The organism is Streptomyces sp. NPDC091282, from assembly GCF_044757385.1.
GTDB lineage: Bacteria > Actinomycetota > Actinomycetes > Streptomycetales > Streptomycetaceae > Streptomyces > Streptomyces gramineus.
This window is the reverse complement of sequence record NZ_JBIVUX010000009.1, coordinates 1-15,844: the sequence shown is the minus strand read 5'-3', so window position 1 is coordinate 15,844 and position 15,844 is coordinate 1. Positions and strand designations below refer to the sequence as shown.

Here is a 15,844-nt window from a genome sequence, read left to right as displayed (position 1 = left end):
GCGGCGAGTGTGACATCCCGCCGCCGGGCGGCAGCCGGCTCACCGCGTCTCGGCGGGCAGGTCCAGACGTCCGAGCCGGTCGGGGTCGGCGAGGATGTACATCCCGGTGATGCGGCCGTCCACCACGGTGAGCGCCGAGACCGACAGCGGGCGCCCTTCGGGCATGGTGACCACGCCGACCGTGCCGTTGACGAGCACCGGCCGCGACCAGGCCGAGAACTGCCGGAAGGTGAACGCCCCTTCGGCCACCGACCGGGCGCCGCGCAGCACCTTGGAGGCGGCCGCGCCGCGCACCAGCGCTCCCGAGTCCACGCGCAGCACCACATCGGGGTGGAGCACCGCGAGCAGCGCCTCGAAGTCGCCGTCGCGGGAGGCGGCGAGGAAGGCCTCCACGGCCCGGCGCTGCCGGCCGAGGTCGGGGTCGGCCGACGGGGTCGCCCCCTGCACCCGGCGGCGGGCGCGGCTGGCCAGCTGCCGGGTCGCCGCCGCGCCGCGCTCCACGATCGGCGCGATCTCGTCGAAGGGCACGGCGAACAGGTCGTGCAGGACGAACGCCAGCCGCTCGTCGGGCTCCAGGGTCTCCAGGACGATCAGCAGGGCGATCCCGACCGAGTCGGCCTCGACCGCCTCCTGTTCGGGGTCCGTGTCGGACAGCGGCCTGACCACCGGGTCGGGGACGAACGTCTCGTCGATCGGCTGCTCGCGGCGGGCCGTGCGGGAGCGCAGCAGGTCCAGGCAGACCCGGCCGGTCACCGTGGTCAGCCAGCCGCCGAGGTTGCGGATCTCGTCGGCTTCGGTGCGGCCGAGTCTGAGCCAGGCCTCCTGGACCGCGTCCTCGGCCTCGGTGACCGAACCGAGCATCCGGTAGGCCACCGCGCGCAGCCGCTCGCGGTGCTCCTCGAAGCAGCCGGCCAGCAGTTCCGTGTCGTTCATCCCGTCTCCCCGTCCGTCGGCCGGGGCGCTCGGCCGTCGCCGGGCGCCCTCCCCGCACACCGTCTTACCAGGCGGCGCGGACAGCGGGTGTCCGCCGGTCGCGTCCGGGTGCCGCTCGCGAGGTGTCAGACCTCGTCGCGGACGAGCGCGAGGAGCCGGTCCAGGACCCGCGGTGCGCCGGTGCGCAGTCCGTCGTGCTCGTACTCGTCGGTGACCCAGGTGCGCAGGCCCCGCACGGCCCGCGCGGTCTCCAGCGAGTGCCCGGCGTCGACGTACATGTCGTCGTGGTAGACGGCGGCGGCGACCGGGACCTCGTTGGCCGCGAGCCGGGCCGGGTCGTACAGCGGCTGCCAGTCGGTGCGGGCGGCGACCAGTTCGGCGGCCTCGCGCAGCGGGCGCAGGGACGGGTCGGTCTCGAACATCCAGGGGTGGATCGTCTCGCCGGTGAAGAGCACCGGGGCGTCGTCGGCGAGCGCCTTGGCCGCGTCGAACTGCGGGAACTCGGCGCGCACCCGCTCGGCCGCCCAGGCGGTGGGGCGGCCGCCCTGGCCGTAGACCGGTTCGTGGACGAGGGCGTAGAGCGGGTTGGCCGCGTACGACAGGAGGGCCTGGACCTGTTCCTGGAAGGCGTCGGAGAGTTCGGGGCCTGCCGCGGTGCGGACGAAGGCGTCCTCCAGCAGGAAGTGGAGGCGGTGGCTGCCGTCGCTCATGCCCAGCATCAGGCCGAGGGACTGGAAGGCCTCGACGGTGAGCCGGTAGCCGCCGGGCAGCTCCACCGGGTGGTCCAGGAGGTGCTCGGCGATGCGCCGGGCCCGCTCGACGTCCATGGGGTAGCGGTCGTAGTGGGCGGCGACCTTGCGTTCGATGCGCGGGTAGGCGGCCCGGTAGACGTCGTCGGCGTGCGCGTCCAGGGACGGCAGGCCGCCGGTGATGAGGGAGGTGGTGAGGCCTTCCGGCGCGAACGACAGGTACGTCACCGTGCAGAAGCCGCCGAAGCTCTGGCCGAGGGTCGTCCAGGGGGCGCCGCCGGTGAGCTGGGGACGGACCGCCTCGCAGTCCCGGACGATCGAGTCGGCGCGGAAGCGGGCCAGGTGGTCGGCCTGGGCGGCCGGATTGCCGCGCAGCGGCAGCGTCTGGCGGCCGACGGGGGTGGAACGGCCGGTTCCGCGCTGGTCGAGAAGGAGGACGCGGTACTCCTGCAGGGCCCGGTCGAGCCAGGCCTGACGTCCGACGAAACGATTCGCCCCGAATCCCGGGCCGCCCTGCAGATAGAGCAGCCAGGGCAGCTCCTCGTCCGCCCTGTCGCTCGCGACCGCCTCACGGGCGTACAGCTCGATGGTCTCGCCGTCCGGGTCGGCGTGGTCCAGGGGGACGGTGAAGTGGCGGTCGGTGAGGACGACGCCGGGCTGGCGATAGCTGAGGCTCAACGTTTCTCCCGTGACGGACGGATGGTCGCGACCCAGTTCAGCACACGTACGGGGTCCCGCCGCGCCCGGGATCATGAAATCGTTACTGAATAGCCGATCAGCGGGCCGCGAGGCTGGAGCGGCGCACCACCAGTTCCGGCTGGAGCACCACCCTGCGGTGCTCGTGCGCCGCCTGCCCGTCGCGCTCCTCGGTCTCCTCCAGCAGCAGGCCGGCGGCCATCGCGCCCATGGTCACGGCCGGCTGCCGGACCGAGGTCAGCGGTACGGCGGCCGCGGCGGCGAACTCGATGTCGTCGTAGCCGACGATCGCCAGGTCGTCCGGGACGACCACCCCGGCCGCGTACAGCGACTGCAGGACACCGAGGGCGAGCAGGTCGTTGGCGCAGAACACGGCGGTGGGCCGGTCCGCGAGCCCGAGCAGGCGGGCGCCCGCGTCCCGGCCCGCCGCGACGTCCAGGCGCTCCGTCGGCAGTTCGCGCAGCGCCTCGGGTCCCAGGCCCGCCTCGGCGAGGGCGTTCAGCGCGCCGGTGCGCCGGTCGCGGACCTGGTTGAGCCCGGGAGGCCCGCTGACGTAGGCGAGGGAGCGGTGTCCGGCGTCGAGGAGGTGCCGGACCGCGAGCGCGCCGCCGGCCACGTCGTCCACGCTGACCGAGCACTCGGTGGTGCCCTCGGCGACCCGGTCGACCAGCACGAAGGGGATGCCGTGCCGGCGGAAGGCCGCGATGTTGCGGCCGGTGGCGTCCGCCGGGGTGAGCAGGACGCCGCGCACCCGCTGTTCGGCGAAGAGCGCGAGGTAGTCGGCCTCCTCGCCGGCGTTCTGGGCGCTGTTGCAGACCATCACGCCGAGCCCGGCCTGCCGTGCCGCGCGTTCGGCGCCGCGGGCCACGTCCACGAAGAAGGGGTTGCCCATGTCGAGGACGAGCAGGCCCATGATCCGGCTGCGGCCCGCCCGCAGCTGGCGCGCGGACTCGCTGCGGACGTAACCGAGCCGGTCGATCGCCGACTGCACCCGTGCCCGGGTCTCGCCGGCCACGGAGTCCGGGCGGTTGATGACGTTGGAGACCGTGCCCACCGAGACTCCGGCGGCGCGGGCGACGTCCTTGATACCCACCGACTGGGCCATCGGGCGACCTCCAGAAAACCGTGGACGGCGCCTCCGCAGCGGGGAGGGGCACATCCGGAAGGGCTTCACATTACGACATGACGCGCACACCGGCCCGGGTCGGGCGGGCGGGGCGAAGTCGGCCACCGGCGGCGCCGGGGGCATCCGGGTCACCGCCGTCGTACAGCGGCTTCGGCGGTCTGCCCGCGGGCCCCGGACGCGGTGGCCGGGCGCCGCCGGACCGGTCCGGGACCGGCTCGGCGCGCCGGTGGTCAGGCGAGGTGGAACACCTCGGTGAGCGGTGTCATCGCCTCGTCGGGCCGGGCGCCGTCCGGTGAGGCGAAGAAGGGTCCCATCTGAGCCTGCCAGCGGGCGTTGACCTCGGTGGCCGCCATCCCGGCGCGGGCGGCCTCGAAGTCCTCCGTCTCCAGATAACCGACGAGCAGGCCGTCGTCGCGCAGGAACAGCGAGTAGTTGTGCCAGCCGGTGGCCGAGAGCGCCTCGCGCATCTCGGGCCACACGGCGGCGTGGCGCTCGCGGTACTCGGCGACACGGTCCTCGCGGACCCTGAGGAGGAAACAGACCCGCTGCATCAACGCCCCTTGGGCTACTAGAAGTTGAACTGGTCGATGTTCTTGGCGTCGAACACGGTCGGCTTGCCGAGGTTGATCACGCCGTCCTTGCCGATGGTGTAGGTGGTGCCGCCGGCCTTGAAGGTCTCGCCCTCCTTGCCGGTGATCTGCCCGGAGGCGAGCGCGACGGCGGTGCGGGCGGCGAGGTCGCCGAGCTTGGCCGGGTCCCACAGCTCGAAGCCCTCGACGGTGCCGTTCTTCACGTACTGGCGCATGTCGTTCGGGGTGCCGAGGCCGGTCAGCTTGACCTTGCCCTTGTACTTGGAGCCGGACAGGTACTGGGCGGCCGCCTTGATGCCGACGGTGGTCGGGGAGATGATGCCCTTGAGGTTCGGGTACTGCTGGAGCAGGCCCTGGGTCTGCTGGAAGGACTGCTGGGCGTCGTCGTTGCCGTAGGCGACCTTGACCAGCTTGACGTCCTTGTACTTGGGGTCCTTCAGCTCCTCCTTCATGAACCCGATCCAGGTGTTCTGGTTGGTCGCGGTCTGCGCGGCGGACAGGATCGCGATCTCGCCCTTGTACCCGATCTGTTGGGCGAGCAGCTGGACCTCGGTGCGGCCGAGGTCCTCGGCGCTGGCCTGCGAGACGAAGGCGTTGCGGCAGCCGGCGTTGGTGTCCGAGTCGTAGGTGACGACCTTGATGCCGTTGCTCATGGCCTGCTTGAGCGCGGTGCACAGGGCGCCGGGGTCCTGGGCGGAGACGGCCATGGCGTCGACCTGCTGCTGGGTGAGGGTGTTGACGTAGGAGACCTGCCCGGAGGTGTCGGTGGCGCTGGAGGGCCCGACCTCCTTGTACGTGCCGCCCAGTTCGGTGAGGGCCTTCTCGCCGCCCTTGTCGGCGGAGGTGAAGTAGGGGTTGTTGACCTGCTTGGGCAGGAAGCCGACGGTCAGGCCCTTCTTGAGGGCGGCGTTCGGGTCGGCCTTGGCGGTGGAGGTGGCGGCCTTGTCGTCACCGCCGGAGTTGTTCTTGGTGGTGCCGCCGCAGGCGGTCGCGGCGAGCGAGAGGGCCGAGACGGCGGCGAGGGCGACGCAGGCGCGCCGGAGGGATGACTGACGCATGGCGGTTCCTTTGGCAGTGGGAGCGGCGAGGACGGGCCCGTGTTCCCTGTCGGGGCGCGGGACTGCGGTGCGGGTGCGGCTGCGCCGTGCGGGCGCGATCGACCACACGACTCACGGTGTTTCAGGCGGCCTTGGCGGCCTTGTGCCGGGCGAGAGCGATCTGCCGGGCGACCCTCGGGCCCAGCACCGAGACGACGAGCAGCACGCCGGTCACGACGATCTGGGACTGCGCGGAGACGTTCAGCAGGCTCATCACGTTCTGGAGCGCCCCGAGCAGGAACACCCCCGCGATCGCCCCGCCGAGCGTTCCCCGGCCGCCGTCGAAGTCGATGCCGCCGAGCAGCACCGCGGCCACGACGCTCAGTTCGAGGCCCGTCGCGTTGTCGTAGCGTGCGCTGGCGTAGTGCAGGGCCCAGAAGACCCCGGTCAGGGAGGCCATCAGCCCGGTGGCGACGAACAGGATCAGCTTGTTCCGCCTGACCCGGATCCCCGCGAACCGCGCCGCCTCCTCGCTGGCGCCGACCGCGAACAGCGACCGTCCGAACGGCGTGGCGTGCAGCACCACCACGGCGATCACGAGGAGTACCAGGAACGGCAGGAAGGCCCGTGGCAGGAACGTGTCGCCGAGCCGCCCGGCCGCGAAGTCGAGGTACTGCGTGGGGAAGTCGGTGACCGCGTCGGAGCCGAGCACGATCTGCGCGATGCCCCGGTAGGCGGCGAGCGTGCCGATGGTGACGGCCAGCGACGGCAGGCCGAGCCGGGTCACCAGCAGCCCGTTGACCAGTCCGCAGGCCACGCCCAGCAGCAGGCACAGCGGGATGATCGTCTCGATCGCCATGCCCTCGTTCCAGAGCCTGCCCATGACCGCGCCGGAGAGCCCGGCGGTGGAGGCCACCGACAGGTCGATCTCACCGGCGACCACCAGCAGCGTCATCGGCAGCGCGACCAGGGCGATCGGAAGCGTGTTGCCGATCAGGAACGACAGGTTGAGCGCGTTGCCGAAGCCGTCCACGAAGCCGAAGGAGAACAGCAGCAGCACGATCAGCAGGGCGCCGACGACGGTGTCCCAGCGAATCGCACGCGTCAGGGACTCAGGCATGGCCGGCACTCTCCTTGCTGGTCGCGGTCCTCTTGAGGGCCGACTTCTTCTTCAGCGCGGCCGCCACCCGCAGGGCCACGACCCGGTCGACGGCGATGGCGAGCAGCAGCAGGAAGCCGTTGATGGCGAGCACCCACACGGAGCTGACCCCGAGGGCGGGCAGCACGCTGTTGACGGAGGTCAGCAGCAGCGCGCCGAGCGCGGCGCCGTACACGCTCCCGGAGCCGCCGGTGAAGACGACGCCGCCGACCACGACGGCGCTGACGACGGTGAGTTCGTAGCCGGTGCCGGTGCCGGAGTCGACGTTGCCGAAGCGGGCCAGGTACATGGCGCCGGCGAGGCCCGCGAGGGCGCCGCAGAAGGTGTAGGCGGTGAGGATCCGCCGGCGCACCGGGATGCCGGCCAGCCGGGCGGCCTCCGGGTTGGAGCCGAGGGCGTACAGCTCCCGGCCGCTGCCGAAGTGCTTGAGGTAGTAAGCGGTGGCGACCAGGACGGCGAGCGCGATGAGCGCGAGCCAGGGCACCGCCGCCAGGCCGCCGGAGCCGAAGTCGTTGAATCCGCCGGGGAGATCGGCGGCCGTGATCTGCCGGGAGCCGACCCAGACGGAGTCGAGGCCGCGGATGATGTACAGCGTGCCGAGGGTGACCACGAGTGCGGGCACCTGGCCGAGGCTGACGAGCAGGCCGTTGAGCAGTCCGCAGCCGACGCCGAGCAGGACGGCCAGCACGATCGCGACGAACGTGCTGCCGCCGCCGTGCAGGTAGTCGCCGGCGGCGAAGGCGGTGATGCCGAGCGTCGAGCCCACCGACAGGTCGACGTTGCGGGTGATCACCACCAGGGACTGGCCGGTGGCGACCAGCACCAGGATGGTGGCGTTCAGGAGCAGGTCCTTGATGCCCTGCTGGGAGAGGAACTGGCTGTTGCCCGCCTGGGTGACGGCGATCATCACCAGGAAGACGGCGAGGATGGCGAGTTCGCGCATCCTGAAGACGCGGTCGACGAGCCGGGTCCCGCTGGACTCGGGCGCCTCGGCGACGGCGGTCTGTCCGGAGGTGGTCACCGTCATGCGGCGGCCCTCCCCGCGGGGCTGGTCGTCATGCGGCGGCCCTCCCGGTCGCTGCGGCCATCACGGTTTCCTCGGTCGCGTCGGAGCGCGGGATCTCGGCGGTGATCCGGCCCTCGTGCATCACCAGCACGCGGTCGGCCATGCCGAGGATCTCGGGCAGGTCGGAGGAGATCATCAGGACGGCGACCCCGTCGGCCGCCAGCTCGCCGAGGAGCCGGTGGACCTCGGCCTTCGTCCCGACGTCGATGCCTCGGGTCGGCTCGTCGACGATCAGCACCTTCGGCCCGGTCGCCAGCCATTTGGCGAGGACCACCTTCTGCTGGTTGCCGCCGGAGAGCGTGTTGACGGTGTCGGCGATCCGGGCGTACTTCACCTGGAGCCTGACCGCCCAGTCGAGGGAGCGGCTGCGCTCGGCACCGCGGTCCACGAGACCGGCCCTGACGGTCGTCCGCAGTCCGGTCAGGCCGATGTTGCGCTCGATGGACATGTCCATCACCAGGCCCTGGGCGCGGCGGTCCTCGGGGACCAGGGCGAGTCCGGCGGCCATCGCGAGGGAGGGGGCGCCGTTCGTCAGTCTGCGGCCCCGCACCTCCACCTCCCCCGCGTCCCAGCGGTCGACGCCGAACACGGCTCGGGCGACCTCGGTCCGGCCGGCGCCGACCAGTCCTGCGAGGCCGACGATCTCGCCCGCGCGGACCTCGAAGGAGACGTCGGTGAAGACGCCTTCGCGGGTCAGCCGCCGTACCGAGAGAGCGACTTCTCCCGTCGGGACGTCCTGCTTGGGATACAGCTCGTCCAGGTCGCGGCCGACCATCCGGCGCACCAGGTCGTCCTCGGTCATGCCCTCGACGGACTCGCAGGCGATCCGGGCGCCGTCCCGCAGGGTGGTGACCCGGCCGCAGATCCGGAAGATCTCCTCCAGCCGGTGCGAGATGAACAGCACGGCCGCGCCGTGGTCGCGCAGGGTGCGCACGACACCGAAGAGGCGGGCGACCTCGCTGCCGGTGAGGGCCGCCGTCGGCTCGTCCATGATCAGGACCCGGGCGTCGAAGGAGAGCGCCTTGGCGATCTCCACGATCTGCTGGTCGGCGATCGACAGGCCGCGGGCCGGGCGGTCGGGGTCGAGTGCGACGCCGAGCCGCTTCATCAGGGCGGCGGTGGCCGCGCGGGTGGCCTTGTGGTCGATCCGGCCGAGCGCGCGCCGGGGCTGACGGCCCATGAAGATGTTCTCGGCGATCGAGAGGTCGGGGAAGAGCGTGGGTTCCTGGTAGATCACGGCGATCCCGGCGTCGCGGGCGTCGCCGGGGCCGTGGAAGACGACGGGCTCGCCGTCGAGCAGCACCTGGCCGGCGTCCGGTCGGTGCACCCCGGCGAGGGTCTTGATCAGCGTCGACTTGCCCGCGCCGTTCTCGCCGGCGAGGGCGTGCACCTCGCCGGGAAACAGCTCGAGGGAGACGTCCCGCAGGGCGCGGACGGCGCCGAAGGACTTGGAGACGTCCTTCAGTGCCAGCACCGGGGCCGGTCCCGTGTCGGACGGGTGGGTCATGGAGGGCTCCTCGACGACACCCGCGTGGCGGTCGGCTCCGGCCCCACGGCGTCGTGAAAGGTTTCAACTGGATTGCCGGGACCGTAGGCACCGCGGGCATGTCACGTCAATGGGTCCGTGTCGAAAAGTTTCCCGGACCCGCGGTCACGGCCTGGTTACGGAAAACCGGGTCGACCGGAGTGCTTGACACTCCTCCGGAGGGCTCATACTTTGCCGTCCTGAATCGTTTCACCGCTCGGACTCCAGGAGCTTCCACGTGACCGACCTCGCCGCGGTGAAGACCGCGCTGAAGACCCAGGCCGTCGAGACGCCGTCGTGGGCGTACGGAAACTCGGGGACCCGTTTCAAGGTGTTCGCCCAGCAGGGCGTGCCGCGCTCGGCGAAGGAGAAGCTGGACGACGCGGCACAGGTCCACGCGGTGACCGGGATCGCGCCGACGGTGGCCCTGCACATCCCCTGGGACACGGTGGACGACTACGCCGACCTGGCCGGGCATGCCGAGAAGCGGGGGCTGCGGCTGGGGGCGGTCAACTCCAACACCTTCCAGGACGACGCCTACCGGCTGGGCAGCATCTGCCATCCGGACCCGGCGGTGCGCCGCAAGGCCGTCGGCCATCTGCTGGACTGCGTCGGCATCATGGACGCGACGGGCTCCCGCGACCTGAAGCTGTGGTTCGCGGACGGCACCAACTATCCCGGGCAGGACGACATCCGGGCCCGCCAGGACCGGCTCGCGGAGGGACTGGCGGAGGTGTACGCGCGCCTCGGCGAGGGGCAGCGGATGCTGCTGGAGTACAAGCTGTTCGAGCCGGCCTTCTACACGACCGACGTGCCCGACTGGGGCACCGCCTACGCGCACTGCCTCAAACTGGGCCCGAAGGCACAGGTCGTGGTCGACACCGGGCACCACGCGCCGGGCACCAACATCGAGTTCATCGTCGCCACGCTGCTGCGGGAGGAGAAGCTCGGCGGCTTCGACTTCAACTCGCGGTTCTACGCGGACGACGACCTGATGGTCGGAGCGGCGGATCCCTTCCAGCTGTTCCGGATCATGTGCGAGGTCGTGCGCGGCGGCGGACTCACCTCCGAGGTGGCCTTCATGCTCGACCAGTGCCACAACATCGAGGCGAAGATCCCGGCGATCATCCGCTCCGTGATGAACGTGCAGGAGGCCACGGCGAAGGCGCTGCTGGTGGACCGCGAGGCCCTGGCCGACGCCCAGACCGCCGGGGACGTGCTCGGCGCGAACGCCGTGCTCATGGACGCGTACGACACGGACGTGCGCCCGCTGCTGCGCGAGGTGCGGGACGAGATGGGACTGGACCCCGACCCGCTCGCGGCGTACCGCCGGTCCGGATGGGCCGAGAGGATCGTCGCCGAGCGGGTGGGCGGGCAGCAGGCGGGGTGGGGTGCGTGAGCGTCCGCCGGGAGGTGTGAGCCGCGGACCGCGGGTCCGCCGCGGCCGGTCGCGCCCGCGCGGCGGAGCCGCACACCGGTACAGCCCCGCGTCCCCGGGGGACGCGTCAGTCCGCCGTACACCGAGACATCAGGAACCCTCATGACCACGCATCCCGAAGCCGCCGCTCTCCTGTCCCGTTCCCACCGGCTCGGCGCCGATCCGCGGAACACCAACTACGCCGGCGGGAACACCTCCGCCAAGGGCACCGGCACCGATCCCGTCACCGGCGGCGACGTCGAACTGATGTGGGTGAAGGGGTCCGGCGGGGATCTCGGCACCCTCACCGGCGCCGGCCTCGCCGTGCTGCGGCTCGACCGGCTCCGGGCGCTCGCCGCCGTCTATCCGGGCGTCGAACGCGAGGACGAGATGGTCGGCGCCTTCGACTACTGCCTGCACGGCAGGGGCGGGGCCGCGCCGTCCATCGACACCGCCATGCACGGGCTCGTGGACGCCCCGCACGTCGACCACCTGCACCCGGACTCCGGGATCGCGCTGGCCTGTGCCGCCGACGGCGAGAAACTGACCGCCGAGTGCTTCGGGGACACGGTGGTGTGGGTGCCCTGGCGGCGGCCCGGGTTCCAGCTGGGGCTGGACATCGCGGCCGTGCGGGCCGCCCACCCGGAGGCGATCGGCTGCGTCCTGGGCGGCCACGGGATCACCGCCTGGGGCGCCACCTCCGAGGAGTGCGAGCGCAACTCGCTGCACATCATCCGCACCGCCGAGGCCTTCCTGACCGAGCGCGGCAGGGCGGAGCCCTTCGGGCCCGTCGTCGAGGGGTACGGCGCGCTCCCGGAGGCGGAGCGGCGGGAGCGGGCGGCCGCCCTCGCCCCGTACGTCCGTGCCGTCGCCTCCCAGGACCGTGCGCAGGTCGGGCACTTCACCGACTCCGAGGCGGTCCTCGACTTCCTGGCGCGGGCCGAGCATCCGCGTCTCGCGGCGCTGGGCACCTCGTGCCCGGACCACTTCCTGCGGACGAAGGTACGGCCGCTCGTCCTCGACCTGCCGCCCACCGCACCCCTCGACGAGGCCGTCGCCCGGCTGCGCGAGCTGCACACGGCGTACCGCGAGGAATACGCGGCCTACTACCGGCGGCACGCGCTGCCCGACTCCCCCGCCATGCGCGGCGCCGATCCGGCGATCGTCCTGGTGCCCGGCGTCGGCATGTTCAGCTTCGGCAAGGACAAGCAGACGGCCCGGGTCGCGGGCGAGTTCTACGTCAACGCCGTCAACGTGATGCGCGGCGCCGAGGCGGTGTCGTCGTACGCGCCGATCGAGGAGTCGGAGAAGTTCCGCATCGAGTACTGGGCGCTGGAGGAGGCCAAGCTCCGGCGGATGCCCGCGCCCAAGGCCCTGGCGACCCGGGTGGCCCTGGTGACGGGGGCCGGCAGCGGGATCGGCAGGGCGATCGCGCACCGGCTCGTCACCGAAGGCGCCTGCGTCGTCGTGGCCGACCTCGACGCCGAGGGCGCCGCCACCGTCGCGGAGGAGCTCGGCGGGTCCGACCGGGCCGTCGCCGTCACCGTCGACGTGACCGACGAGGACCAGATCGCCGCCGCCTTCCGGGCCGCCGTGCTGGCCTTCGGCGGGGTCGACCTCGTCGTCAACAACGCCGGGATCTCCATCTCCAAACCGCTGCTGGAGACGTCGGCGAAGGACTGGGACCTCCAGCACGCGATCATGGCCCGCGGCTCCTTCCTGGTGTCGCGGGAGGCGGCCCGGGTGATGACCGCCCAGGGCCTCGGCGGCGACATCGTCTACATCGCCTCCAAGAACGCCGTGTTCGCCGGACCCCACAACATCGCCTACTCGGCGACCAAGGCCGACCAGGCGCACCAGGTGCGGCTGCTCGCGGCGGAGCTGGGCGAGCACGGCATCCGGGTCAACGGGGTGAACCCCGACGGTGTGGTGCGGGGCTCGGGCATCTTCGCGGGCGGCTGGGGAGCGCAGCGGGCCGCCGTGTACGGGGTGGAGGAGGCGAAGCTGGGCGAGTTCTACGCGCAGCGGACCCTGCTCAAGCGGGAGGTGCTGCCCGAGCACGTGGCGAACGCGGTGTTCGCGCTGACGGGCGGCGAACTGACCCACACCACCGGGCTGCACGTGCCCGTCGACGCGGGTGTGGCGGCCGCGTTCCTGCGATGACCGGCCCGAGGTCCTACGCCGCGGTCGACCTCGGCGCGTCCAGCGGACGGGTCATGGTCGGCCGGGTGGGGCAGGACTCGCTGGAGCTGGCCGAGGCCCACCGGTTCGCGAACCGGCCGGTGCGGCTGCCGGAGGGGCTGCGCTGGGACGTACTCGCGCTGTACACCGGGGTGTTGGCGGGGCTGCGGGCGGCGGGGCCGGTGGACTCCGTCGGCATCGACAGCTGGGCCGTGGACTACGGGCTGCTGGACGCCGACGGCGCGCTGCTCGGCAACCCGGTGCACTACCGGGACGCCCGCACGGAAGGCGTCGCCGAGACGGTGTGGGCGACCCTGCCGGCGGCGGAGCTGTACGCCCGCACCGGACTCCAGTACGCGCCCTTCAACACGCTGTACCAGCTGGCGGCGGCCCGGTCGAGCGCCCAGTTCGCCCGCGCCGAGCGGCTGTTGCTCATCCCCGACCTGCTGTCGTACTGGCTGACCGGCGAACAGGGCACCGAGCTGACCAACGCCTCCACCACCCAGCTGATCGACCCCCGCACACGCCACTGGTCGCGGGAGGTGGCCCACCGGGCGGGGATCGACCTCGGGCTGTTCGCGCCGCTGCGGCGGCCCGGGGACCCGGCGGGACTGCTCCGTCCGGAGGTGCTGGAGGAGACGGGGCTCACCGGACCGGTGCCGGTGACCGCCGTCGGCTCGCACGACACCGCGTCGGCGGTGGCCGCCGTACCGGCCGCGGGTGAGCGGTTCGCGTACATCTGCACCGGGACCTGGTCGCTGGCCGGCCTCGAACTGACCGCGCCCGTGCTGACCGAGGAGAGCCGGGCCGCCAACTTCACCAACGAACTGGGCCTGGACGGCACGGTCCGCTACCTGCGCAACATCATGGGGCTGTGGCTGCTGCAGGAGTGCGTACGGGCCTGGGGCGGCCCGGAGCTGGACGGGCTGCTGCGGGACGCGGCGGCCGTGCCGGCCCTGCGTTCGGTGGTGGACGCGGGGCACCCGGATTTCCTGGCCCCGGGCCGGATGCCGGAGCGGATCGCCGAGGCGTGCCGGGCGTCCGGGCAGCCGGTGCCGCGGACTCCCGGCGAGATCACCCGGTGCATCCTCGACTCCCTGGCGCTCGCCCACCGCCGGGCCGTCACCGACGCCCAGCGGCTCGCCGGCCACCCGGTGGACACCGTGCACGTGGTGGGCGGCGGCGCCCGCAACACGCTGCTCTGCCAGCTCACCGCCGACGCCTGCGGGCTGCCGGTGGTGGCCGGCCCGGCGGAGGCGGCCGCCCTGGGCAACGTCCTGGTCCAGGCCCGCGCCCACGGTCTGGCCGGCGACCTCGCCGCCATGCGGCGCCTGCTCACCAGGACCCAGCCCCTCACCCGGTACGACCCGCGCGGTGACACCGCCCGCTGGGCCGCGGCCGAGGCACGACTCGCCAGCCGGTGAAACGGGGCTCCCGCGCATCGCACCGGCCCACTACCCTGCACTCATCGGATGACCGACCTCTAGGAGCCGCGATGCGTGTCGCCTTGTTCCTGACCTGTGTCAACGACACGTTGTATCCGGATACGGGTCGTGCGGTGGTGAAGCTGCTGTCCAGGCTGGGTGTCGAGGTCGATTTCCCGATGGGTCAGACGTGTTGCGGGCAGGCCCACTACAACACCGGGTACCGGCATGAGGCGGAGCCGTTGGCACGGCATTTCTCCGATGTCTTCGGCGGGTACGAGGCGATCGTGACGCCGTCGGGGTCGTGCGGGGCGATGGTGCGGGAGCTGTATCCGCGGCTGGGTGACCGGGCGCGGGCGCAGGGCCGGGGCGGGGACCTCGCGGCCGTGCTGGCGCCGGTGGCGGCGAGGACGTACGAGCTGACCGAGTTCCTGGTGGACGTCCTGGGGGTGACGGACGTGGGTGCCTGGTATCCGCACCGGGTGACGTATCACCCGACCTGTCACGGCCTGCGGAGCCTGGGGCTGGGGGACCGGCCGCGGCGGCTGCTGGAGGCGGTGCGGGGCCTGGAGCTGGTGGAGCTGCCGGGCGCGGAGGAGTGCTGCGGGTTCGGGGGGACGTTCGCGGTCAAGAACCCGGACGTGTCGGCGGCGATGGGCGCGGACAAGGTCGCCAGTGCCGTCTCGACGGGCGCGCAGGTGCTGTGCGCGGCGGACAACTCGTGTCTGATGCACCTCGGGGGGACGATGACCCGGCTGGGGACGGACCTGCGGCCGGTGCACCTCGCGGAGATCCTGGCGAGCACGGAGGAGGAGCCGGCGGCATGAGCGGAACCTATCTGGGGATGCCGGCGTTCCCGCAGGCCGCGCACGAGGCCGTCAACGACCCCGTGCTGCGCGGGAATCTGCGCCACGCCACCCATACGATCCGGGCGAAGCGGGCCAGGGCGGTCGCCGAGCTGTCCGACTGGGCGGCGCTGCGCGAGGCGGGCCGGCGGATCAAGGACCACACCCTGCGTCATCTCGACCGCTACCTGGTCCGGTTGGAGGAGGCCGTGACGGCGGCCGGCGGTACGGTCCACTGGGCGGCCGACGCCGAGGAGGCCAACCGGATCGTGACGGACCTGGTCAAGGCGACCGGTGAGACCGAGGTCGTGAAGGTCAAGTCGATGGCCACGCAGGAGACCGGGCTGAACGAGGCTCTGGAGGCCGAGGGAATCCGGGCGTATGAGACCGATCTCGCGGAGCTGATCGTGCAGTTGGGCCGCGACCGGCCCTCGCACATTCTGGTCCCGGCGATCCACCGCAACCGGGGCGAGATCCGGGACATCTTCCGCCGCGAGATGAGCCAGTGGGGCCGCCCCGCGCCCGACGATCTCACCGACACCCCGGCCGAACTCGCCGAGGCGGCCCGGCTGCACCTGCGCGAGAAGTTCCTGCGCGCCAAGGTCGGGATCTCGGGCGCCAACTTCATGGTCGCCGAGACCGGCACCCTGGTGGTCGTGGAGTCCGAGGGAAACGGCCGGATGTGCCTCACCCTCCCCGAGACACTGATCTCGGTCGTCGGCATCGAGAAGATCGTCCCGACCTGGCAGGACCTCGAAGTCTTCCTGCAGACCCTCCCCCGCTCCTCGACCGCCGAACGCATGAACCCCTACACCTCGACGTGGACCGGCACCACCGACAGCGACGGACCGCACACCTTCCACCTCGTCCTCCTGGACAACGGCCGCACCGACACCCTCGCCGACGACGTCGGCCGCCAGGCGCTGCGCTGCATCCGCTGCTCCGCCTGCCTCAACGTGTGCCCCGTCTATGAACGCGCGGGCGGACACGCCTACGGCTCCGTCTATCCCGGCCCCATCGGCGCGATCCTCAGCCCGCAACTCCGGGGCACGGCGAGTGCGATCGACGCCTCGCTGCCGTACGCGTCATCTTTGTG

At 72.3% G+C, this 15,844-nt stretch carries 13 protein-coding genes; 5 read left to right on the top strand and 8 right to left on the bottom strand.

The features are described from left to right. Positions 1 to 39 precede the first annotated feature (39 nt). The 8 genes from sigJ to ACIQOE_RS33545 all read right to left on the bottom strand — a co-directional run bounded on the left by sigJ (position 40) and on the right by ACIQOE_RS33545 (position 8,863). Positions 40 to 933: an RNA polymerase sigma factor SigJ gene (gene sigJ, locus ACIQOE_RS33580; protein WP_401415494.1), complete on the bottom strand. Its 894-nt coding sequence runs from the start codon at positions 931 to 933 to the stop codon at positions 40 to 42. Positions 934 to 1,058: 125 nt separating this feature from the next. Then, the gene (locus ACIQOE_RS33575) at positions 1,059 to 2,360 is read right to left on the bottom strand and encodes an alpha/beta fold hydrolase (protein ID WP_401415492.1); all 1,302 of its coding nucleotides are present in this window, start codon (positions 2,358 to 2,360) and stop codon (positions 1,059 to 1,061) included. A 97-nt stretch (positions 2,361 to 2,457) separates the two neighbouring features. Next, positions 2,458 to 3,483 carry a LacI family DNA-binding transcriptional regulator gene (locus ACIQOE_RS33570; protein ID WP_351327623.1) on the bottom strand — a complete coding sequence of 342 codons (1,026 nt, stop codon included), beginning with the start codon at positions 3,481 to 3,483 and terminating at the stop codon, positions 2,458 to 2,460. Between the two features lie 251 nt (positions 3,484 to 3,734). Beyond that, positions 3,735 to 4,055 carry an L-rhamnose mutarotase gene (locus ACIQOE_RS33565; protein ID WP_401415489.1) on the bottom strand — a complete coding sequence of 107 codons (321 nt, stop codon included), beginning with the start codon at positions 4,053 to 4,055 and terminating at the stop codon, positions 3,735 to 3,737. Positions 4,056 to 4,072: 17 nt separating this feature from the next. Next, complete coding sequence (gene rhaS / locus ACIQOE_RS33560) at positions 4,073 to 5,152, bottom strand: rhamnose ABC transporter substrate-binding protein (RefSeq protein WP_362646070.1); 1,080 nt, start codon at positions 5,150 to 5,152, stop codon at positions 4,073 to 4,075. A 121-nt stretch (positions 5,153 to 5,273) separates the two neighbouring features. Further along, positions 5,274 to 6,251: an ABC transporter permease gene (locus ACIQOE_RS33555; RefSeq protein ID WP_365564976.1), complete on the bottom strand. Its 978-nt coding sequence runs from the start codon at positions 6,249 to 6,251 to the stop codon at positions 5,274 to 5,276. Continuing rightward, positions 6,244 to 7,317 (bottom strand): ABC transporter permease, encoded by a 1,074-nt coding sequence (locus tag ACIQOE_RS33550; RefSeq protein ID WP_351327632.1) that lies wholly within the window; start codon positions 7,315 to 7,317, stop codon positions 6,244 to 6,246. The genes ACIQOE_RS33555 and ACIQOE_RS33550 overlap by 8 nt, the downstream gene beginning before the upstream one ends. 28 nt (positions 7,318 to 7,345) lie before the next feature. Continuing rightward, positions 7,346 to 8,863, bottom strand: a complete 1,518-nt coding sequence (locus ACIQOE_RS33545; RefSeq protein WP_351327635.1) for a sugar ABC transporter ATP-binding protein — start codon at positions 8,861 to 8,863, stop codon at positions 7,346 to 7,348. Between the two features lie 256 nt (positions 8,864 to 9,119). On the opposite strand from ACIQOE_RS33545, the gene rhaI reads away from it, so the two are divergent. From rhaI to ACIQOE_RS33520, 5 genes are all read left to right on the top strand, one after another. Next, a complete protein-coding gene (gene rhaI, locus ACIQOE_RS33540; RefSeq protein ID WP_365567340.1) occupies positions 9,120 to 10,280 on the top strand; it encodes an L-rhamnose isomerase in 1,161 nt (386 codons plus the stop codon). A gap of 141 nt (positions 10,281 to 10,421) precedes the next feature. Then, positions 10,422 to 12,461 (top strand): bifunctional aldolase/short-chain dehydrogenase, encoded by a 2,040-nt coding sequence (locus ACIQOE_RS33535; protein WP_401415485.1) that lies wholly within the window; start codon positions 10,422 to 10,424, stop codon positions 12,459 to 12,461. Then, complete coding sequence (locus ACIQOE_RS33530; RefSeq protein WP_351327641.1) at positions 12,458 to 13,903, top strand: rhamnulokinase family protein; 1,446 nt, start codon at positions 12,458 to 12,460, stop codon at positions 13,901 to 13,903. Before ACIQOE_RS33535 ends, ACIQOE_RS33530 begins: the two co-directional genes overlap by 4 nt. A 71-nt stretch (positions 13,904 to 13,974) precedes the next feature. Beyond that, a complete protein-coding gene (locus ACIQOE_RS33525) occupies positions 13,975 to 14,730 on the top strand; it encodes a (Fe-S)-binding protein (RefSeq protein WP_399010413.1) in 756 nt (251 codons plus the stop codon). Further along, positions 14,727 to 15,844: lactate utilization protein B (locus ACIQOE_RS33520; protein ID WP_401415483.1), on the top strand; the 1,118-nt coding region annotated here is incomplete at its 3' end. The genes ACIQOE_RS33525 and ACIQOE_RS33520, both read left to right, overlap by 4 nt.